Genomic DNA, 19,678 nt, shown 5'->3' with positions numbered 1-19,678 from the left:
ACTCGGGCCGGGGGCCGCCTGGTTACGGCCTCACCGCGGGAGATCACGCCCGGATGGTGAAGGTGCCGTTCGACAGCTTGTGCAGCCAGCCCCGATCGGCCAGCTTCGACAGCTTCCCGCGCAGCGGCTCCAGCCGGCCGGGCACCGAGGCGTCGATCCCCAGCTCGGCGCCGACGTCCTTGACCATCACCGGCCCGCCCGCCGCCTTCACTATCCCAAGCATCCGCCGGTAGTCGCCGGGCAGCGTGGACGCATCCGGAACGTCGCTGCGGTGCGGCACCTTCAGCACCGACCGGCCCGCGACCTGCACCCGCTGCGGTGCCCCGGCGTCCGCCTCCTCGGCGACAGCCTCGACTTCCTGCTCGTACAGACGCCGCAGCACCCGCTCCGCGACAGCCAACTCCTCGCGCTCGGCGTCCACCTCGGCCAGCTGCTTGGCCAGCGCCTCCGCGAGCTGGTCCAGCTCAACCCGGCGAGCTGCGATCTTCTCCAGCGACGACACGCTTCCCCTCCCGAACGACCAGGCACCCCGCCCGCGATCGTAGGAACCCCGACCGCTGCGGCGCGGACAAAGCCGGAAAGCCCCATCCCCGACGTGTCAGATGATCTACGCTCCAGACTCCCGCCGCCCACCGCCGCGAGTACGCCACTGGCCTCCCACGCCAGCACCGCTGACCAGCGGAGATTCAGGTTGTGCACCCCTCAGTGAGATCGTCCGGGACGATGACGCGGCGCAGGCCCAGGCGTTCCAGGTCGGCGGTGACGGCGGCCAGTTGGTCGGCTGCGGCGGAGACCCGCCGCCACAGCAGCAGGTTGCTGCGCGAGAGGCGGTCCGACAGAGCGCGGGTGAGCCAGTGGTCCCTGTCCCATTGCCCGGGCGCCGTCGGCACGCCGAGATGATGGAGCGCGGTGCGGGCAGTGCTGAGGAGTTCGGTCAGCTGGTGGGTGACGGTCGTATCAAGTGCGGCGAGGTCGTTGCGGACGGCGACGGCATGCGCGGACAAGCCCTCGTCGCTGAGGCGGCTGGCGTCGAGGGCTTCGGCGACCTGTCCGGCCGAGGGAAGCTCCTCCGGTGACGGGAGAGCTCCTGCGGCACGGGCGTGGCCAGCCCCTTCGCGGAGAAGAGCGAGCAGTTCCTGAGCCTGGGCGACGGAGAGCGGTGCAGTGACGGTGGGGCCGCTGACGGGGATTGGATTGGGTGAGACAGCCGTCAGGATCAGAAGGCCCCTTTTGGACCGCCTGCTGTCCCGTCTCCGAGGAACTGGCCCCCGTCTCAAGTGAACTGGTCCAATTCGCTGGCGGTCTCAGGTGGCCTGGCTCGCCACCTTGTGTGACGCGGTGTGGGCGTACCACTGTGGCTCTCACCCGTGCACGGATGAAGTCGCCTGTCGCCAGGCCGCTTCGCCCTCTCACTCGATGACTCGACCTGTCCGAAGGCGGACAGCACCGCGGCACCGACGGGAACCGACACTGCGGTACGGACTGGCCGAAAGCCCCGGCCGCCGCTGTGGCGGACCGGGGGCTTGGAGCAACACGTCTCTTCAGTATCCGATCGTGAAGCGCCGCTGCACGAACTGCGGTAGCTCCGCCTCGTCGATCAGGGCGACCGCCGCGTCCTCCGCAGAGATGCGGCTGCGCCCCGACGCGTCGCGGACCGCCTGGTCGCCGCCGATGCGGAAGCGGCCGGTGCGCTCGCCGGGGGCGATCTCCATGGCGGGGCTGAAGTAGGTCCACAGCCGGTTCGAGGTGCGCAGGACGTCGAAGCCGTCACGGGCGCCGCGCGCCGCTGCCGCGTAGGCGCGGGGCAGCCCGAGCTGGTCGAGGATCTCTTGCATGCGCTCGTCCGAGTCGGCGAGCGCCAGCCCGGGCTCGACCTCCAGGCTGCCCGCGCCGCCGATCACGATCAGCCGGGTCCGCGGGTGGCTCTCCAGCGCCTTCGTCAGGGCGTGCGCCACGGTGGAGTGGGTCGTGGGGTCGGCGATCGAGCGCCGGACGGTGTCCTCGAAGTCCTTCGCGGCGTTGCCGGGCTGGTAGGCGCTGATGAGCACGTCGAGGCCGGACAGCACGGCCGTGATACTCGCAGCCTCCAGGACATCGACGCTCGCCCAGGTGATGTTCTCCCGCTTCTCGTCGGCCCGTGGCCGCGACGCGTCGCGGCTGAACGCCCTGACGTGATGCCCCCGTTCCAGGGCTTCGGCAACGACCCGGCTGCCGATGGTCCCCGTGGCTCCGACGACTCCGATGTGCATGGTTCTCCCCCTACTCGCATGCGGCATGAGGGCGCGGTCAACCGGATCGGTTGCGCCCGTGCGGTGACTATACGCCGTGAAGTTTCTATACGGCCATAAGTTTGGGTGACGCTGTAGAGTGCCCGGGTGGCAGGTACGGCGAGCAGGGCGGGAAGCACGGGGCGGCGCGAACGGCTCCGGGCCGAGACGACGGCCGAAATCAAGGACGTGGCACTGGAGTTGATGGCCTCGGGCGGGCCCGAAGCCATCACCCTGCGGGCCATCGCCCGCGAGATGGGCATGACGGCCAACGCCATCTACGGCTACTTCGCCACCCGCGACGACCTGGTCACGGTGCTCATCGGCGACGTGTACACCGAGCTGGCCGACGCCGTGGACACCGCGTGGGAGAGCGCCTCCGCCGAGAGTCCGGCCACCCGGATCCAGGGCTGGGCCGGCGCCTTCCGGAACTGGGCCCTGGCCAATCCCGAGGGCTTCCGGCTCGTCTATGGCGACCCCGTTCCCGGCTACGACACCCCCCACGGAGGCGCCGCCCCGGAGGCCGCCCACCGGGTCTGCGCCGGGCTCACCGCGCTCGCGGCAGCCGCCTGGCCGTACGCCGAACACCTCCACGAGAGCAGCGAGTTCGCGTGGTCCGACTTCGACGCCGGGCTCGTCGACAAGGTTCGCGCGGACTTCCCCGGCCTGCCGCCCGCCGCCGTCGCGCTCGCCCTGCGCATCTGGGGGCGCCTGCACGGCCTGGTGTCACTGGAGGTCTACGGCCATCTGCGCACCCAGACGACCAGACCGGACAAGCTCTTCCGGGAGGAAGTGACCCAGCTCGTACGGTCGTTGGACATCCCGCTGCGCAGCTGAAGCCCCCTTGGGTACAGCACGGCGCATGCGAGATTCTGTTCTTGTCCTTCGACGCGGTGATGGACCGGTTCGTCGCTCGCCTGCATGACCTGGATATCCGCTTCGCTCGCCGGGGCGAGCGGGTCGGGCAGCCGCAAAGAGCCTTCGGGAGGCGTTCGGAGAGCAGTGGACTTCCGAGCCGCTGCCAAGCAGGGCGGCGGTTCGAAACAGCGGAGCCGGACCAGGACAGCTGAGACAACGTCCGGCTTCCACTCGCACCGGACCAGATCAACCGGGATTCCCAGCATCCGCACGTCTCAACTGATCTGGTCGCCGCAGGTCACAGGCAGGTCTGGGCTGGGGACAGATCATTTGAGACGGGACACCTGCAGTGTGCCATCTCAGTCGGCATGGTCCGATCCGCTTGGCGTTTCATCTGGTCGTGTCCGTCGAGGCTTCGTCGTCGCTCACTGCCGTGTAGACGGTCACGATCGATGCCATGGCGTACACCTCAGCGGGGCCAAGGAACCGCAGCCACGCGAGTTCAAGCAGTCCGTCGAATCGTCGGACACGGCTGGCAGCGTCTCCGGGCCAAGGGTGTGGGGTCTTCGGGAGATGGATCAGGGAGATTCCGTCGATGAGGCAGCCCGAGATCGCAGGGGGCTTCGAGACGGAGACATAGTGGAGGTTGGAGAGCTCGATCATGACGTCGAGGCTCGACGGTCCCTCCCTGAGGATGATCTCCAAAGAGTTCGTCCTCGGCGAAGGCGGCGAACGAGACTCGGGTGATGAAGTAGCCGCTGAGCGGTGCGAGCGTTCGCGCCGCGTTCACGCACCGATTTCTGAAAGCGTCATCTGCTGCAGTCTTGTCGGTCACAGCGAGAGGCTAGGAGCCAGGCTGGCCTGCGTCGACTGGGTTGAGGCTGGACGTGGCCGACTGTCGCTGCGACATCCGGCGGTGTTCGTACTCGGTTCGTCGACAGCAGAGCGAGCACCTCTTCATCGGTGCTGTGCTGTGCGTTTCGTCGGTGCCCCGCCCTCGATAGAGATCCCAGGACGGCTTGAGCCGCTACGTGACGGCGTCGCGGCCGGCGGCCCCACCCTGACTGGTGCCACTGCCTCCCTGTGCGGCGGCACCGCCTTGAACCGGCCCGAGGCGCCCCGCCCGTTACGCCATCGTTCGCCGGTCCTGACGCTGATATCGACGGCTCTGGCAGCCTCGGCACACCCCATTCCTTGATCCACAAGCCGGAAGTATGCCTCCCGCTCCTGGATCAGCGGCCTGGACCCCTGCGACCTCCGCCTCCCAAGTCCCTTCTCCATAACCACCTCTGAGCTGAGGTGTTGCGACGACCACTAGAACCCAAGCCACAGCCCCGACCACGGCCTTTGTGTCCCCTTCGTGACCGTGGTCGGGGCTTCATGGTCGGTGGTCGGGTCGGGGGCGGCCAGTTGCCTCGGGTCAGACGCAACACCCCGCTCTGACCTGGGAGTTCGAAAATGCCTCGTGCCAAGCAGCCATGGAAGGAGCAGGCGCCTCCTCCGACGGCCGCGGACGCCCGGCTGCAGCAGACGCGACGCCAGGTCCGCCTGAGCATGTGGGCCACGGTCGCGGCCGGCCCCCTCGCACTTGCCATCGCCGCCACCCCGGCGACCGTGGTCCAGGCCGCCCCCACAAGGAAGCCGACCACCGTGAAAACGGCCGCGGCCGCCAACCCGTCCGGGTACGCCACAGTGTTCCTCGACGCGTGGCTGCGCAGCCACGCAGGCGGCGACAGCAGTGCGCAGGCCCGCCCTTGCGCAGTCCATGGCCCCGGATATCGAACTTCCCGAGGGGGCGGGTGCGCAGCCCGAGCCGGAGTCCGTCGTGGCGGTGCGCAGTGCGCAGCAGACCGGCACGGCGTGGTCGGTGACGGTGGCTGCGCAGTACGCCGACGGCGCGGTGCGCTACTTCGCGATACCGGTCGTTGCCGACTCAGGCGACGCCTCGTTCACCGTGTCCGGTGATGGCCGGCCCGGCGCGCGCCGAGGAAGTAACCTCGCCGTACACGGTGACCGTCCCGGCCGACGGCGATCTGTCGGCCACGGCCGGGGAGTTCCTCGCCGCGTATCTGACGGACGCCGGGTGAGGTCGACCGCCATCCCTCTCCCGGCGTGGAACTGTCGCCCATCTCCCCCACCCCGTACGAGACACTCACCGTCCAGCAGGTCCTCGCCGCCGACCAGGAAGCGTCCGCCGAGTCCGTCCCCGCAGACGGAACGCGGGCGCGCGCGGGTGATGGTTCAGGTGGAAGCCCGCGAGACCCGCCGCACCGTTGACGGAGGATATGCAGCCACCGGCTGCGGGCCCGCCGACTTCTCCGGCCAGGGCGGCAGCAGCGGCTCGATCAGCGCCCACATGTCGTCGTCCACGATCCACGGCCGGGTGCTCACATCCTCCCGAACGGAGGAATCGTCACATCGGTCACGCCGGACCAGGGCACTTCAACAAGATCAAGTTACGAGCTCGTAGGGCACGGTCTAACACTCCAACCGTCTTTGGCGTGACTGATGGCCAGAATGTTCGCCGACCTGGGCATGGATGGGGATCTTGGTGATGTCAGGGCGCAACGGGAAGGCTAGCGAGGTGCCGCGAGTACGTCCCGGAGTACGTTCTCGAGCGTGACGCGGGCCAGCTCGTGTCTCAGGGTCTCCTCGATGCCCTCGTAGATGCCCTGCATCGCCGGCTGGATTCCGTAACCCACCACGCACCCCTGGTCCGGGGTGGTGCGGTGCATCGCGAACAGCGGGCCGGGTTCCACCGCCTCGTACACGTCGAGCAGGGTCATCGACCCCAGCTCGCGTGCCAGCGACCAGCCCGCGCCCACACCCCGCCGGGACTCCACGAGCCCGGCCCTGCGCAGCTCGCCGAGCAGCCGCCTGATCACCACGGGGTTGGTGTTCGCGCTGGTCGCGATCTGCTCGGAGGTGGCGACCTCATGGCCCTGGCGCTGGTAGAGACCGATCCAGGCCAGCGCGTGGGCGGCGATGGTCAGCCTGCTGTTGGCGCTCATGGGCTCCTCCTCTCGGCCGCAATGCTTCATGTTACACCCAGTCGTAACAATCAAAGTTGCAACAAGCTGTCGTAACAATTAGTGTTGCGACTACGGGGAAGGGTCAATCAACGAGGTGAGAAGAATGAGCAAGCCACTCACGGGCAAGGTCGCCCTGGTCACCGGGGGGTCGCGCGGGTTGGGAGCCGCGACCGTACGACTGCTGGCCGAGCAGGGCGCCAACGTCGCCTTCACCTACGTCAGCTCCGAGAAGCAGGCGCAGGCCGTCGTCGACGAGGTGCACGGCAAGGGAGCCAAGGCCGTCGCCTTCCAGTCCGACCAGGCGGACACGAGCCGGGCGCCGGCTCTGATCGACGACGTGGTCGCGCACTTCGGCGGCCTGGACATCCTCGTCAACAACGCGGCGATCTCCGTGGCTGGCACGGTGGACGACCCGGACGCCGACACCGCCCCACTGGACCGGATGCACGCCACCAACTACCTCGGCGTGATCGCCGTCATCCGGGCCGCTTCCCGAGTGCTGCGCACGGGCGGCCGCATCATCACAGTGAGTTCCGGACTGGGCTCCCGGGTCGGCGCCCCCGGCCTTGCCGACTACTCGGCGACCAAGTCCGGGATCGAGAGGTACACCATGGGGGTGGCACGGGACCTCGGCCCCCGGAACATCACGGCCAACGTCGTGGAGGCCGGACTGATGGAGGGCGGCATGCAACCGCCGGACCCCGAGACCCTCAAGGCCCTGGTCAGCTCGCTGTCCCTGCAACGCATGGGGCACCCCGACGAAATCGCCGCGGCGATCGCCTTCCTGGCGAGCCCCACCGCGTCGTACGTCACGGGCGCGGTGCTGGACGCCCACGGCGGCTACAACGCCTGAACCCGAACCCCTACCGCGCGCCCCGAAGGACATCGCGTCTTCGGGGCGCGCACCGCCAACGACCCGCGTGTGCATGGACACGCCTCAAGAAGCCCGGATCGTGATCGTGTTACGAGCTCAAAGGGCCCGCCAGCAAGCTGACGGACCCACATACACAATCGAGCGAGTGAGTGCCCTTCACGGGAAGCCCGGCGTGCCACCGCAGCAGGCGACGGCCTGGGTCTGGTCGGCACTGGCGAGGGGTGCCACCGCGAGCACCGCCGCCAGCGCCACAAACAAGCCGAGTACGGCTTTGCGCATTTGCTTCTCCTTGCCTAGAGCTGGGGGCGCCTGTGCCGAGCGGTGTGGTCACCAGCCGACGGCCGTCGGCGCTGCGCTTTCTGTAGCGCGGGCACCCTTCGCATAAGACGAGGCCGGTCTCGGCTGCACCCGCGGTTCACGGGTGCAGCCGAGACCAAGCAGACCCCGCATACCCAAACTGGGCATTGGACAGAGATCGCCCATGCCCATCATCGGCTCCGGCCCCGACGACCCCGAGAACGACACCTGGGACCCCGCCTGGGAAAACCACGACACCCCGTTCCGCCGCTGACTGTACGAGAAACTCACCGCCGCCGGACTGGAGTCCGCAACCGACGCCGCCGGCCTCTACGCACCCGCCAACCGGTACAACGGCCTCAACACGGGCATCATCGCCACCCTCACCGGCACCAGTGCGTCTCGGAGGTGAAGCCCGAGCCTCGACTGGGCGAGCGCGAGGCACACGAGCTCGGAGGCGGTCAATACCGGGGGCCTGCCCAGCCGTCGTGGTCCCGCCAACCCGTCGTCGATCTTCACGTACAGGGCGGTCGGAAGGGTCTCGATGTCGTTCGTCACACAACGATCAACGAGACCCTTCTCCCTTTGCGCCCGCAGGACTTCGGACCTACTCGTCCAGCCCTACCAACCGGGGTGAGGAGGGGCCGCTCAGCATTCGTTACGGCGCGGGAGCGGCCTCCGCTCACAACCGTCGGGTGAACTCCTGGCGGTCGGCGAAGTTCTCGTAGCCTGCCCGTTCGAAAGCCATGATCATGGCGGTGTTGGCCGCGTCGCAGTCGCCGCGGATCTCCTCGGCGCCCGCTTCGACCAGCATCCGCGTGCCGCGGGCCACCACCGCCGTCGCGTAGCCGTTGCCGCGGCGAGCGGGAGACACAGCCACCAAGCCGATCACCGCGGTCGAGGGGTTTCGGGCGGGGAGACTGAGGGCGGCTGGCGTGCCGTCCGGGGTGTAGCCGATCTCCCACCACGAGGGCTCGTACGAGAACTCCTCCATGTCCGCGAAGACGCTCTCCGCGGCACGCCGGGCGCCATGCCGGGCGACCTTGGCGGCGAGTTGGGCGTCGGCGCTGGTCGGCAGCGCCTCGGCGAGGAGAGCGATGAACGGCTCACGGCCCAGACTGGGCAGCGAATGCCAGGTCAGTCGGCCATCATACGAAGTGAGTTCAGCCCCGGAGTCGCGGCGGAAGCGGCGACCGTCACGGGCGCGCTCGAAGCCCGTCAGACGGAGAAGCTCGGCGCGCCGTTCCGGCTCCGCCTGGAACTGCGGCGGCTGCGTCGGCGAGTCGATGACGTGCTCCAGGTCCGTGGCGCCGAGCGAGCCGGCCAGGGCGACGGCCTCGGCCAGCAGCGCCCGGCCGGTGGCCAGGCCCGGCTCGTCCCACCGCGTCTCAAGGAGCACCAGGGCCATCGGGACGTCGTTCCCGGGGAGGGTCCACAGCGCGGTGGCCGCGGTGAGCCGACCGGCCTCGTCCTCCGCGACCAGGCACCACTCCGGCCGGGTGCACTTCTTGGCAAGTAGGTCGGTGAGGTAGGCGGCCGTCGCGGCGTTGCGCTCGGGCTGCTCGGCGTACTGCACGAGGGCAGGTAGTTCGTCTGGACGCGCGATACGAATAGGCATCTACCGGGATCATCCAATCTTGATGACGTAGCTGGCTTTGCATGAAACCGCCACCCAGTAGCAGCGGCAGGCCTGACTTGCCTGGCGCAGGACGGTGCGGCGTAGGCGTCTCACTCCACCGGGTAGCGCACCACCAACACCCCCTCCGCATCCCTTCCCACCGCCTCGTACAGATGCGGTACATCCGCCGCCCACCGGGCGTGGCCGCCCGGGCCCACCTCGAGCGGGGCGGAGGCGGGACCAACCCGTGCCGTGCCGTGCCGTGCCGCTGAAGACCAGCAAGTGCTCCTCCGTGCCCGTCACATTCGACCTCGACGAGATCACTTGCGGTGGCGGGGTTGTGCCAGCAGACGGTCAGGGCCCGGGCGGCTTGGTGATGGCGGTATCGCCGCGCAGAAGGGCCGCGGCGTGGGCATGGACAGGATCGGTGATGGTCTGCTGCTTGGCCCAACACCGTGGATGGCGGGCGACTTCCCGCCCCGCCGGGGGCGAGGGTCACGACGACCTCGTCGGCGTCGGTGCGGACCTGGACTACCTTGCTGATGGCGAGGGGCGCACGGAGTAGCCACAGGTGTCGACGGCCGGATGGAGTGGTCCCAGTCGATGCCGGTCGAAAAGCCCCACCACCGCGGCGGGGTCGACCGGCATGGCGGCGAGCGCCGAAACCGCCTTCCACGTCCGGTAGCGGAGCCGGCCGCACCCCCGTACCGGAGCACCCGAGTACGGACTGGCTCCCGGCTGACTGTTCGGACAGGGCAGCTGACCGGTCCGGCACACCAACACCGCCGCTCGCTCACACAGTTTCGCGCCTCGTGGCTTGCTGACTTGTGGCTGATGCACAGGACCCCCGGTATCCGCGGCTCGAACCTTTCCTGGCTCATCCTCTCAAGGAAGGCCTCGGCGTGCGCCCCGCCATCAGGCCCGCCAGAGCTGCCCGCGATGAGACTCCCGTCTTGCGGTAGACCCGGGAGATGTGGGTCTCGACCGTGCGGCGGCTCAGGCAGAGTCTTTCGGCGATCGCCGGGCTGGTGAGGCCGTCGGCGACAAGGTCGGCGATCTCCCGTTCGCGGGCGGTCAGTTCGGCGAGGCGGCGCTCGGGCCCGTCAGCGGCGGCGGCCACCGCCGGGCCAACCGCCTCGGCAAGACCGGTCAGCATCCCGCAGCCCCCGGCCACGGCGAGCCGCCGCCCCCGGTGCCAGGCCGCCTGCCCGCGCCGCGAGCCGCCCGGGTCCGCCGCCGACAGGGAGGCGCCGAAGAGCAGGGAGAACGCCTCCCAGAACACCCCTCCGCTGCGGGCGCTCTCGTCGGCCGCCGCCACGAACAGGTCCGCCGCCGCCTTGTCGTCACCGAGACCGAGGCGTATCTGCGCGGCGCTGCGCATGGCAGAGGCCCGCTGCACGGGCAGATCGAGCCGCTCGGCCTCCTCGCGGGCCCGCTCGGCCCAGTCCTTCGCCGCGTCCAGGTCACCCATGGTGACGGCGGCGGTCACCAGGACCTCCAGGAACAGCGGACGCATGGAGGGCTGCATCCGCCGCAGGCCGGGGCCGCCGGCACGCAGGACCGCCTCCCGGGCACGAGCCGGGTCGCCGGCAGTGAGCGCCGCGTAGCCGAGTACACACCAAGCGATGGACGCCCACCAGTTGACGCCCAGACCCGCCGCGGCGACCGCCTCCTCGGCGGTGGCCAGTGGCCGCGGATCGCCGGGTGGGCAGGCGTCGACCAGGGCGTGGGCCCTGGTGGCGAGGACGAAGGCGAGCAGTTCGTCACTGCCGATGCCGCGGGCGATGTCCTCGGCCTCCTCGGACAGTTCCACCGCCGACGCGAGCCGGCAGGTCTGGGTGCGCACGTGTGTCTTGCACAGGAGAAGGTGGGGCAGGAGGTATATCTGGCCGGTGCGGCGGGCAATGGCCAGGCCGCGATCGGCGTGCCGCTCGGCGTCGGCGAAGCGCTCCAGGAACGCCTCCGCCCAGGCCAGCCGTACCAGCGGCTCGCACAGGCCGGTCAGATCGCCGTCCGGCAGCGAGTCCACGAGGGCCGCCGCCCGGCGGGTGAAGTCGTCCGCCGCAGCCGTCTCCCCCTCGTACGCCTCCCCCAGCGCCGCGACGCTCAGCGCACCCGCCACCCCCGTCTCGTCCCCGAGGGAGCGGGCCACCTCCAGGGTGTGTGCCACCTCGGAGCGCACCGCCGGGTACGAGGTGTCGTGCGGGGCCGAGGAGCCCAGCTCCAGGCCCAGCGCCACCTGGTCGGCGAGCGACGGCGCGGGATCAGTGCGGTGCAACTCTCGGCGGAGCAGGGCGACCGCCTCCGAGTAACGCCCGAGATGGCGCTCCATGACGGCGCACAGCACGACAGCAGACGCCCGCGACCCCGTCCCATCGCCCGGGTCGGGCAGGGCGATCACCTGGTGCAACAGGTCCCGGCTCTCCCGGAGCCGACCGCCGACGCCCAGCGCCCGGGCCCGCCGCAGCATCAACTCGCGCCGTCTGGCCGCGTGTTCCGGCGTGTGCGGAAGATGCCGCAGCACCACCTCAAGCCAGTGCGCGCTGCTCGCGGGCGCCGTCTGCGCGGCCTGCTCGGCGGCCTCGTCCAGCACCGCCGCCGCCTGCGGGTCCCAGTCGGACAGCGACTGCTCGGCGTGGTGCGCCCGCCCGGCCAACGGGGCGCCGGTACGGGCGAGTTCGGCGCCGACGAGCCGGTGGATCTCCGTGCGCTGCCAGGGGTCGGTGCCGTCGCGGACGAGGCTGCGCAGCACGGGGTGACGCAGCGCGATCCGCCCGTGCGTGCCGGTGCGCAGCAGGTCGCGCCGGGTCAGTACGGCGAGATCGTCGGCCAGTTGCCCCGGCTCGTGGCCGGTCACCGGGCCGAGCAGCGCGGGCGTGGCGTGGTCGCCCAGAGCCGCCACCACTTGGACGAGCCGACCCTGCGACGGCGTCAGCGGGGTCAGCTCGTCGAGCAGTAGCGCCCCGAGGCCGGTCGTGGACAGTCGGCTCACCGACGCGCCCTCGCGGTGCGCCTGGAGCAGGGTCAGCAGGTACAGCGGGTTGCCCTCGCTCGCTGTGAAGAGCCGTACGGCCCGGTCGCGGGCCAGGCCAGGGGTGAGCAGTTCGACGCAGTCCCGCTCGCCGAGCGGGCCGAGGACCGTCCGCCGTACCGTGCCGGTCTCCGTGCCGCGGGTGAGGGTCGCGGCAAGCGGCGCGGGGCTCTGCCGGTCGCGGCGGGCGAGGACCAGCAGGACGCGGGCGTGCACGGGGTGCCGTACGAGATGGTCGAGGAGTTCCAGCGATGCGGCGTCCGCCCAGTGCATGTCATCCAGGACCACGACCAGCGGAGACGCCGCGGCGTGGGTCAACAGGGCGGCGGTGGCCCGGTGTAGGTGGAAGCGGTCCGTGCTGCGGGGAGCCCCGCTCAGCACCGGGGCGACCTCGGCAGCCTCCGGGAAGGATTCGACGACCTCCGGGGCGAGGTCGGAGAAGGCGTCGGTGAACGGCTGGAACGGGATGTGACGTTCGTACTCCGTCGCCCGGCCGCGCAGCACCGCTGCCCCGCGGCGCGTCGCGGCCAGGCACAGCTCGTGGACCAGCCGGCTCTTGCCGATGCCCGCCTCACCGCCGACGTCCAGCACCGCCGGGCGGCCGGGCACGTCCCCCACCAGTTCCGCCAGCAGCCGGTCGAGCCGCGCGAGTTCCGCCTCTCTGCCGACCAGCGGTGTCCGTTCCGTCGTCATACCCTCACGCCCCCGCGACAGTTGGTGCCCCCGCACATCCTGTCGTACGCCACTGACAACCTGTGGCTTCGTGTCCTCGATCTCACACCGCGTCGACGGCGAGCCGCCGGCCCGAGCGGGTGGGCGTCGATCAGCGCGGGACGGGCAACCCTCGTCCGGGTGGGACGGGTGGGCCGAACGGATGCGGAAACTACGTAACCGATCTACGTAACAACACGATCGTCCCGGCCGACGCCCGGGGATGAATCAAGACCCGTAGGGGCCGCCGCCGTTGCCGCATCGGGAAGGCTCCGGGGATCACGGGGAGGGCGGATGTTGATCGCTGGCGTAGTGGCGGGGATCGTCCTGATCGTCGTATGGGTGGTCCGGCGGTCGGACGGCCGGTACCGGTTCCGGCCGTCGTTCGAGGCGGCCTGCGAGGTCACGGTCGGCGGCCGGAGACTCGTGGCGTACTCCGGGCACCGCAAGGTGATCCGCCTCGCGGACCCGGCAACGCGCGAAGACACGGCGGTCGGCGGTCCTCACGGACTCGCGCACCTGGATCCGTACGCTGTGCGAGGTCGACGTCGACGGCAGGCCCCTGCTGGCGTCCGGCGGCCGGGACGGGGTCGTCCGGCTCTGGGATCTGGAGAACCGAGGCGCGCGGGTGGCCTCCCTCACCGGTCACCGCGGCTGGGTGTACGGGCTGTGCACGGTGCGGGTCTCGGGGCCGCGACCTGCTGGCCTCGGCGGGCCGGGACGGCGCGATACGTATCTGGGACCCGCGCGACGGCCGGCTGGTGCGCACGATCGTCACCGGCCCCCGGAGGGGGTGGACCACCGCCCGGTGTCAGGTGCGGACGGGCGGGCGAACGCTGCTCGCGGCCGGGCACGGCAACGGCACAGTGACCGTGTGCCACGCCAAGTGGGCTCAGGAGGAATGAGGGCGGGCCACCCCGCGTGCGTGATGAAGCGAAGCCACTGATGAATGGGCTGTCGACCAAGATCAACCTGTCCGCGCGGAGCTTCGCGTGGTTGTGTACCCACCGAAACCGATCTGGACAGTCAGGCCCTCCGGTTCCTGTCCGGCCTGCTGCAGACTCGACGCCGCGGGCTTGCACCCGGTGGCCCCGCCTCTCGGCGGACCGGCAGGCCTGGCCCGAGTTTCCTGGATAAGTTGATCTTCGAGGGCATCGCTGCAGGTCGGCTTGGCTTTGAGGGGTTCGTAACTGTATGGCCCAAGCTTAACGAGCGCTTGGTCCTGCGGTGGTGTCCGGTTCGCAGATCAGGCATCTCGCCAGGGGGTCGCGCTAGCTGGGCGGCCACCGGAGAGCGTGCCCACCGAACGACATCAGCGGCGAGCCGGGCCCGCGCACCCCGTCCTCGTACCGCCAGTAGCTCAGGCCGAAGGTCCCGGAAAGGCAGCCGACGAGGAAGCCCAGCGCCAGCGGGCCCACCGGGTTGGGGGCGCCCTCCTCGACCACTTGCCCGCCGACCTGGAAGATCGCCACCCCGAACCCGAGCGCCGCCGCTACCCCGGCCAAGCCCAGCAGCAGCCATACCCACCGGCGGGTCCTGGTCGCCGCGACACTGAGCACCTTGAACTTCAGCGGCTTCTGGCAGCTCCCGCATGCCAGCGCCTCCACCCGCCGACCCTTCTCCGGCCGCTCGATGTCGATCGGGTAGAGAGCAAACCGGCGGACGACATGGCTGCTGTGGATGTCCTTGGACACCATGTGCGCATAGCTCAGACCTGGATACGGACCCAATTCCCGCTTGCTCATAGCAGACTCCCTTTATCGGATACCTGTCGGACCGTCAAGATGATCGATCAGTCCTCCCCCACCAGCTGTTCCGTGAACCCACGGCCCCGTCGGTCGGCGGGTCCCCACATGCTCAATCTCCGTCACTCGGGGCGCGCAGGACGTCGTCCACGTCGAAGCTGAACGTCGGCGTCGGGTACAGCGGGTCGGGGACACCCGTGGTGTCGGGCACGTCGTACGGGTCGGCGGTGGGCTTGCCCTCGGGGCTGCAGACGTGCGGCGCCGCTGGAGGCGACAGCTCGTACTCGGACACCCGCTCGGTCCTGAATTCCACGTCCCCGCCGCCGATGTTGACGCCCTCGGACCCGGTGCTGATCTGCTCGGGCAGTTCCTTGCTCTTGAGGGGCCTGCCGACGTACACCGCGACCAGGGCCCCCACGCAGACGCTGCGGTCGCCGGCGTAGAGCCTCTCCGGCGGTTTCACGAGGTGCTCCTTGCGTCCGTCGACGCGCAGCTCGGTCCGCTTCACGGAGTCCATGTCGAAGTAGTAGTCCGGCGGGGCCTCCGTGGCGCTGGTCGTGTTCTCTCCGGCGCCCCCCGAGCCGTAGGTGAGCTTCCAGAACTCCACCTGAACGGTGACCGTTTCGCACAGCGGGCCGGTGTAGCCCGCCACGCTCTCGTCGATCGTGACCGGGTCCTTGGAGGTGTCGACGCCTGCGGCGGGGGCATCGGCTGCTATTCGCACCCAGCGCATAATCTGCTCCGTCGTCCACTCCCCGTTGGGGTGGCAGCCCTTGGCGTTGGTCGGGTAGGGCGGGGAGGGCGTGGCCGACGGTGTGGTCGGGGCGGCGGTGGCAGTGCCGGTCACGGAGGGCGTGGCGGCCGATGCGTCGGTGCCGTCTCCGTCGCCCGAGCAGCCGGCCGTCAGCAGCGCGACGGCCGCCAGCAAGGCGGTGACCGGAGCGGCGGCATACCGAGCCGGTCGGTTACGTCCCGTTGGGGTGACGGCGCGGACCAGCCACCGTACCCGGTCTCCTGCAGACTCCAGCAACGTCATCATCCTGACCTGTGCTCAGTGGCTCTCCGGTCGCGCACGGTTCACTCTCGATCAAGAACCTCCCCTAAGCGGACGCTGAAGAAATCAGTAGAACTACGCAATCGGCTACGTATGTTCGCCGGCCGCGGAGTTGCCGCAGTGGCATCCTCTCCACGGATCAAGCTTTGTGCCCCGGGGGCTGTCGCGCGTCGATGACGGGTGCGCGGTGTTCGTAGCAGCGGGCGAGGCGCTGGAAGGCGTTCTGTCGGGGGTGGGTTCGTTCGACGTGCCAGCGTCGGCTCGCCTGGATCGGCGCCTTCTCACCCTTGTGGGCGACCCGGCCGTGCAGACCACGCTGGCCGAGCAGGGGCCGTGTCTTGTCCGAGCCGTAGTCGGCGTCCAGGGGCCACTGCGATGTCGTTGGGCAGCGGGCCCAGGCCAAGTGCGTGGGACGGAGAGGTCCAGGTCGAGGATGTCGGTGAGGCGGGCTTGGGTCGTGGTCAGGTCGGTAAGCATCCGTCGGGCTTTGGGGCGGCCTCCGGTGGAGGGGTGGATCAGACGGTTTCCTGGATGCCGGCGAGGTGTCCGAGGAGTTCGCGTACCCACATGCACTCACCCGCGCCGGCTGCCTGGCGTCGCATCAAGTGGGCGACGGTCAGGGCGAGTACGCAGGTGAAGACGTGGATGCGGATGTTGTGGTCCGTCCAGTGGTGCATGGGCCGGAAGGAGACGACGTGAGGGTCCTTGAGCTGCCGAGGAGAATTCCGCGTCCGACTGGGGGCGGTAGTCGGCCACGATGTCGGTGATCGTCCAGTGGTCGTGGTCGGTGACCTGGACGCGCTTGCCGAAGATCTCGTTCTCCAGGGCTCGGCGGGCCCTGGCGTCGATGTGCCAGCCAGGCGGAGGTCCTTGGGGGTGTCGCCGGTCAGGTCGTTGGTGGTGACGCGGGTGACCCAGGGGTCCTTGGTGATCGCGGAGACCTCGGCCCGGACCGTCTCCGGGGCCCGGCGGGTCCGGCCTCGGGCCAAGGTGGCGGCGAGGTCGCCGAGCCGGGCCTCGGCCTTGGCCTTGGCCTTGGCCTTGGCCTTGGCGAGGGTCTGGTCGAAGCCGCGGTGCTGGGCGGTGTGCAGGGCGGGCGAGTGGGTGAGGACGACGCGGCGGTCCCGGCCGTTGACGGTGCGCCGGGCGCACTGGTCACACTGACGCCGACGACGCCAAAATCAGGCCCGCGTAACCCTGCCGCCCCTGACAATCGGCATGGCGTGGCACCCACGTAACCACCACGACCGCACGCATCAATTGCAACGCGAACGTATCCGCCACATCATGACCACCGCTGTCGACGGAGCCGCGCAGACGTGACCTCCGCTGCTCCACCGAGCTCCGGCCTTGACGATGCTGGGTCGCCTCGCGCCTCGTCCGGACTGCCCGGCGCGAGGGACTCGTGCAGGACGAAGTGGGATCCCTCAGCCATCGCGGGGCCATAGGCCGTTGCGCCTGTGGCCCCGCCCGGGCATTGGGTCAGGACGGGTCGCCGTACTGGAGGCCGCGTCCGTTGGTGCCGACATAGACGCGCCCGTAGGTGTCGGGGTCGCCGGTGATGACGCCGCCGCCGCCGATGCTGCCCCACTGGTGGGCGTCGTCGTTGACGCGGAGCCAGGTGGCACCCTTGTCGGTGGAGCGGAAGACGCCGGTGACGTCCTTGACGGTACCGATCAGGTACAGGGCCTGGTAGGAGGCGCCCGGCGCGGCCTTGCCGAAGCCGAGGGCGGAGGCAGAACTTACCGTTGTGAGCGCGGTGAAGGTGCGGCCTCCGTCGGTGGAGTGCAGCAGCCCCTTGGCGCCGCCGGCGATCCACAGGTCCCCGGCGATACCGGGGACGGCCGTGAGCCGGCCGGCGGGCAGGTTGGCGGCGCGGGCGGTGAAGGTCGCGCCGCCGTCGGTGCTGGCGTAGAGGGTGCCCCCGGACAGTGAGTAGAAGGTCTTGGCCGAGGAACGGTCGGCGACGACCACGGCGCCATTGCCCAGGCCACTGACCTTCGACCACCTCGCCCCATTGTCGGTCGAGCGGTACGGGGCCTGACCCTCCTCGGTCCAGACGATGGCAGAGCCGTTGGTCGCGAGCGCGACCTGGCCGCTGTCGGCGCTGCTCACCGGCTCTGCTTTGAAGCCGCTCCAACTGCTGCCGCCGTCGGTGGAGTAGGCGCCGTCCTGATCGCCGCCACGGCCGACGCGGACCATCACCGACGGGTTGGACTGGGCGAAATCGATGTCGGTGCTGGTGATCATCAGCGGGTTCTTCAGCCGCCCGGCGGACACCTCGGTCAGGGAACTGGAGGAGCTGTAGCGGAAACCGCCCAGGTCACCCATGGAGGAGATGATGGCGGCACCGCCGGGCGGAGCGACCGCGTCCTGCACCGCGGTCTCCTCCAGCCCTCGGGCCCCCACGATCCAGTGGCTGGTGCCGCCGCTGTCGGTGGCGTTGGCGTCCTTGCTGCGCCAGATGCCGCTGCCTGTGCCGTACAGCACGTGCCCGGAGTCGAAGGGATCGATGGCCAGGGCGGTCATCCAGTGCCCGGTGCCGGTACCGACGTAAGGAGCGCCTGAGTCGTCCCGCTCCGACTTGTCGGCCAGTGCCTTCCAGGTCGTACCGCCGTCGGTGGTGCGGTAGATCTCGTCCTCGGGCCACCAGCGGTCGAGAGTGGTGACCATCACCGTGGACGGCTTCTGCGGGTCGACGGCCAGACCGGAGAACCCGTAACTGCCCTGGGACGGCGAGACGTTCTTCCACGCCCCATCGGTCGGCTTGTACTTCCACACCGAGCCCGCGGTCACGCCGTTGGGTCCGACGACGTCGGTGTACGTCAGGTACAGCGAGCCGTCACCGGAGAGCACGCCGTGCTGCGGCATCTGGCCGGTGGGCTGCCCGGAGACGGCCTGCCAGGTGCTGCCGCCGTCGGTGGAGCGGTACAGGGAAGTGGACTTGTCGGCGACGCCGGCATAGACCGTCTTGCTTCCGGCCGGTCCGTACGTCACGAAGGAAATGCCCGCACCGCTGCTCGCCCCGTCCTTGACGGGGAACGAAGAGACCTGACTCCATGTCGCGCCGTGGTCGGTGCTGCGCCACAGGCCGTTCTTGCGGGTGCCCAGCAGCAGGGTGCCGTTGTCCGAGGGGTTGATCGCCAGCCGTTCGCCCGCCCCGCGGCCGTCTTCGTTGGCGCCCAGCTTGAAGGGCAGATCGGTGCGCTGGAAGGTGCGGCCACGGTCCGTGGAGTGCAGGATCGCGCCGTTGCCCGCCCAGCTGTTGGTGTAGGTGCCCGCCGCGAGGTAGAGCCGGTCGGGGTCGACGGGGTCAGTGGCCACCGAGTCGATGCCCAGCAAGTTCCAGTCCTTCTCGCCGGCCCAGTCGGTCAGCGGGATCCACTGCTCGGCCGCGACGTCCCAGCGGTAGGCACCGCCCATGTCGGTGCGCGCGTACAGCAGTCCCTTCGCGCGCAGGTTGAACACCAGCCCGGTGACGTAACCGCCGCCCACCACCTGGGCGTTGTTCCACACATACGGTCCGGCCGCGGCCGTGGTCTGCGCCCCGCCCGTCCCCGTCGCCTGGGGCTCGGCCGTTTTCACCAGCTTCCACTGCTGGTTGGTGCTGCCCTTGCCGGGATACTGGATGACTGCCGCGCCCTCGGCCGTAGAACCTCCGGAGACGTCCAGGACCTGGCCGCTCCTGCGGGAGGTGAAGGTGACGGCGTCGGAAGCGCTCACATCGTCGATCCGCCACTCCTGGGAGGTGGAGGAGCTGTCGGTCTGCTGCTCGGCGGCGGCCGCCTGGGCGGTCGAACCGCCGGCTATGCCCAGCACTTTGCCGCTGTTTCGGTTCACCAGCTCGTAGTAGCCGTCCCCGGCGGGTCTCAGCTTCCACTGCTGGTTGGCGGTGCTCTGGTCGGTCCACTGCTGGATGCGGGTGCCGTCGGCGGTGGAGAAGGCGTTGACGTCCATCACCTTGCCGCTGCGTACGGACACCAGCCGGTAGTAGGCGTTGCCGTCGACCGTCGCGGCCTGCGAGTCCTCCTGCGCGAACACGAGATACGGCACGACGATGGCGGGCACGACGAGCAGCAGACCGGTCGCGGTCCAGCGACGACGGTGACGCCCGCGTCGCCCGCCGTTCGTGAGGTTGTTCATGGGGGGGTGCTCTCCTTGCATGCTGTTCACCAGAGGAAAGGTGGATCC

Annotated in this window: 19 protein-coding genes and 1 pseudogene; 4 read left to right on the top strand and 16 right to left on the bottom strand. The window is 69.9% G+C overall.

The features are described 5' to 3' along the window. Positions 1 to 43: 43 nt before the first annotated feature. From QF035_RS51420 to QF035_RS51410, 3 genes are all read right to left on the bottom strand, one after another. A complete protein-coding gene (locus QF035_RS51420) occupies positions 44 to 502 on the bottom strand; it encodes a hypothetical protein (RefSeq protein ID WP_307529707.1) in 459 nt (152 codons plus the stop codon). A 184-nt stretch (positions 503 to 686) separates the two neighbouring features. Next, positions 687 to 1,004: a hypothetical protein gene (locus QF035_RS51415; protein WP_307529705.1), complete on the bottom strand. Its 318-nt coding sequence runs from the start codon at positions 1,002 to 1,004 to the stop codon at positions 687 to 689. Positions 1,005 to 1,541: 537 nt separating this feature from the next. Continuing rightward, positions 1,542 to 2,249, bottom strand: coding sequence for an NAD(P)-dependent oxidoreductase (locus QF035_RS51410; protein WP_307529703.1), 708 nt, complete (start codon positions 2,247 to 2,249; stop codon positions 1,542 to 1,544). 126 nt (positions 2,250 to 2,375) lie between these two features. On the opposite strand from QF035_RS51410, the gene QF035_RS51405 reads away from it, so the two are divergent. After that, positions 2,376 to 3,104, top strand: coding sequence for a TetR/AcrR family transcriptional regulator (locus tag QF035_RS51405; protein WP_307529701.1), 729 nt, complete (start codon positions 2,376 to 2,378; stop codon positions 3,102 to 3,104). A 411-nt stretch (positions 3,105 to 3,515) separates the two neighbouring features. Here the strand turns inward: QF035_RS51405 and QF035_RS51400 are convergent, their stop codons facing one another. Both QF035_RS51400 and QF035_RS56030 read right to left on the bottom strand, forming a co-directional pair. Next, entirely contained in the window at positions 3,516 to 3,830 is a 315-nt protein-coding gene (locus tag QF035_RS51400; protein WP_307529699.1) for a hypothetical protein, read from the bottom strand. A gap of 252 nt (positions 3,831 to 4,082) precedes the next feature. After that, the gene (locus QF035_RS56030) at positions 4,083 to 4,406 is read right to left on the bottom strand and encodes a helix-turn-helix domain-containing protein (protein ID WP_373466882.1); all 324 of its coding nucleotides are present in this window, start codon (positions 4,404 to 4,406) and stop codon (positions 4,083 to 4,085) included. Between the two features lie 683 nt (positions 4,407 to 5,089). Between QF035_RS56030 and QF035_RS51395 the strand changes: the two genes are divergently transcribed. Then, positions 5,090 to 5,212, top strand: coding sequence for a hypothetical protein (locus QF035_RS51395; protein WP_307529697.1), 123 nt, complete (start codon positions 5,090 to 5,092; stop codon positions 5,210 to 5,212). Between the two features lie 154 nt (positions 5,213 to 5,366). Here QF035_RS51395 and QF035_RS51390 read toward each other — a convergent pair whose 3' ends face one another. Then, positions 5,367 to 5,516 (bottom strand): hypothetical protein, encoded by a 150-nt coding sequence (locus QF035_RS51390; RefSeq protein WP_307529695.1) that lies wholly within the window; start codon positions 5,514 to 5,516, stop codon positions 5,367 to 5,369. A 185-nt stretch (positions 5,517 to 5,701) separates the two neighbouring features. After that, positions 5,702 to 6,136 carry an Rrf2 family transcriptional regulator gene (locus QF035_RS51385; protein ID WP_014182561.1) on the bottom strand — a complete coding sequence of 145 codons (435 nt, stop codon included), beginning with the start codon at positions 6,134 to 6,136 and terminating at the stop codon, positions 5,702 to 5,704. A gap of 124 nt (positions 6,137 to 6,260) precedes the next feature. Between QF035_RS51385 and QF035_RS51380 the strand changes: the two genes are divergently transcribed. After that, the gene (locus tag QF035_RS51380) at positions 6,261 to 7,010 is read left to right on the top strand and encodes an SDR family NAD(P)-dependent oxidoreductase (RefSeq protein ID WP_307529692.1); all 750 of its coding nucleotides are present in this window, start codon (positions 6,261 to 6,263) and stop codon (positions 7,008 to 7,010) included. Between the two features lie 177 nt (positions 7,011 to 7,187). Here the strand turns inward: QF035_RS51380 and QF035_RS51375 are convergent, their stop codons facing one another. From QF035_RS51375 to QF035_RS51360, 4 genes are all read right to left on the bottom strand, one after another. Further along, positions 7,188 to 7,310: a hypothetical protein gene (locus QF035_RS51375; RefSeq protein WP_307529691.1), complete on the bottom strand. Its 123-nt coding sequence runs from the start codon at positions 7,308 to 7,310 to the stop codon at positions 7,188 to 7,190. A gap of 348 nt (positions 7,311 to 7,658) precedes the next feature. Next, positions 7,659 to 7,886, bottom strand: coding sequence for a hypothetical protein (locus QF035_RS51370; RefSeq protein WP_307529690.1), 228 nt, complete (start codon positions 7,884 to 7,886; stop codon positions 7,659 to 7,661). A gap of 124 nt (positions 7,887 to 8,010) precedes the next feature. Beyond that, entirely contained in the window at positions 8,011 to 8,946 is a 936-nt protein-coding gene (locus QF035_RS51365; RefSeq protein WP_307529689.1) for a GNAT family N-acetyltransferase, read from the bottom strand. An 877-nt stretch (positions 8,947 to 9,823) separates the two neighbouring features. Then, positions 9,824 to 12,670, bottom strand: a complete 2,847-nt coding sequence (locus tag QF035_RS51360; protein ID WP_307529687.1) for a helix-turn-helix transcriptional regulator — start codon at positions 12,668 to 12,670, stop codon at positions 9,824 to 9,826. 541 nt (positions 12,671 to 13,211) lie between these two features. Here QF035_RS51360 and QF035_RS56025 point away from each other — a divergent pair. Beyond that, on the top strand, positions 13,212 to 13,634 hold the full coding sequence (locus QF035_RS56025; protein ID WP_373467035.1) for a hypothetical protein: 423 nt from the start codon (positions 13,212 to 13,214) through the stop codon (positions 13,632 to 13,634). 325 nt (positions 13,635 to 13,959) lie between these two features. Here QF035_RS56025 and QF035_RS51355 read toward each other — a convergent pair whose 3' ends face one another. The 5 genes and pseudogenes from QF035_RS51355 to QF035_RS51335 form a co-directional block, all read right to left on the bottom strand. Continuing rightward, entirely contained in the window at positions 13,960 to 14,433 is a 474-nt protein-coding gene (locus tag QF035_RS51355; protein WP_307529685.1) for a hypothetical protein, read from the bottom strand. A 112-nt stretch (positions 14,434 to 14,545) separates the two neighbouring features. Continuing rightward, positions 14,546 to 15,463: a hypothetical protein gene (locus tag QF035_RS51350; protein ID WP_307529683.1), complete on the bottom strand. Its 918-nt coding sequence runs from the start codon at positions 15,461 to 15,463 to the stop codon at positions 14,546 to 14,548. Positions 15,464 to 15,653: 190 nt separating this feature from the next. Further along, positions 15,654 to 15,888, bottom strand: a pseudogene (locus tag QF035_RS51345) (IS5/IS1182 family transposase); the annotation flags it as partial. Positions 15,889 to 16,002: 114 nt separating this feature from the next. Continuing rightward, entirely contained in the window at positions 16,003 to 16,164 is a 162-nt protein-coding gene (locus tag QF035_RS51340; RefSeq protein ID WP_307529681.1) for a hypothetical protein, read from the bottom strand. An 805-nt stretch (positions 16,165 to 16,969) separates the two neighbouring features. After that, complete coding sequence (locus QF035_RS51335) at positions 16,970 to 19,630, bottom strand: RICIN domain-containing protein (RefSeq protein ID WP_307529679.1); 2,661 nt, start codon at positions 19,628 to 19,630, stop codon at positions 16,970 to 16,972. Positions 19,631 to 19,678: the final 48 nt, after the last annotated feature.

Source organism: Streptomyces umbrinus (assembly GCF_030817415.1).
In the GTDB taxonomy this organism is placed as follows: Bacteria; Actinomycetota; Actinomycetes; order Streptomycetales; family Streptomycetaceae; genus Streptomyces; species Streptomyces umbrinus_A.
This window is presented reverse-complemented; position numbering and strand designations above follow the sequence as displayed.

Excerpts from the sequence above, each read along its gene's own strand:
- QF035_RS51395 (WP_307529697.1), top strand. The coding sequence starts at position 5,090 with ATGGCCGGCCCGGCGCGCGCCGAGGAAGTAACCTCGCCGTACACGGTG.
- QF035_RS51380 (WP_307529692.1), top strand. The coding sequence starts at position 6,261 with ATGAGCAAGCCACTCACGGGCAAGGTCGCCCTGGTCACCGGGGGGTCG.
- QF035_RS56030 (WP_373466882.1), bottom strand. The coding sequence starts at position 4,406 with ATGGAGAAGGGACTTGGGAGGCGGAGGTCGCAGGGGTCCAGGCCGCTG.
- QF035_RS51335 (WP_307529679.1), bottom strand. The coding sequence starts at position 19,630 with ATGAACAACCTCACGAACGGCGGGCGACGCGGGCGTCACCGTCGTCGC.
- QF035_RS51365 (WP_307529689.1), bottom strand. The coding sequence starts at position 8,946 with ATGCCTATTCGTATCGCGCGTCCAGACGAACTACCTGCCCTCGTGCAG.
- QF035_RS51340 (WP_307529681.1), bottom strand. The coding sequence starts at position 16,164 with ATGCACCACTGGACGGACCACAACATCCGCATCCACGTCTTCACCTGC.
- QF035_RS51385 (WP_014182561.1), bottom strand. The coding sequence starts at position 6,136 with ATGAGCGCCAACAGCAGGCTGACCATCGCCGCCCACGCGCTGGCCTGG.
- QF035_RS51410 (WP_307529703.1), bottom strand. The coding sequence starts at position 2,249 with ATGCACATCGGAGTCGTCGGAGCCACGGGGACCATCGGCAGCCGGGTC.
- QF035_RS51360 (WP_307529687.1), bottom strand. The coding sequence starts at position 12,670 with ATGACGACGGAACGGACACCGCTGGTCGGCAGAGAGGCGGAACTCGCG.
- QF035_RS51355 (WP_307529685.1), bottom strand. The coding sequence starts at position 14,433 with ATGAGCAAGCGGGAATTGGGTCCGTATCCAGGTCTGAGCTATGCGCAC.
- QF035_RS51375 (WP_307529691.1), bottom strand. The coding sequence starts at position 7,310 with ATGCGCAAAGCCGTACTCGGCTTGTTTGTGGCGCTGGCGGCGGTGCTC.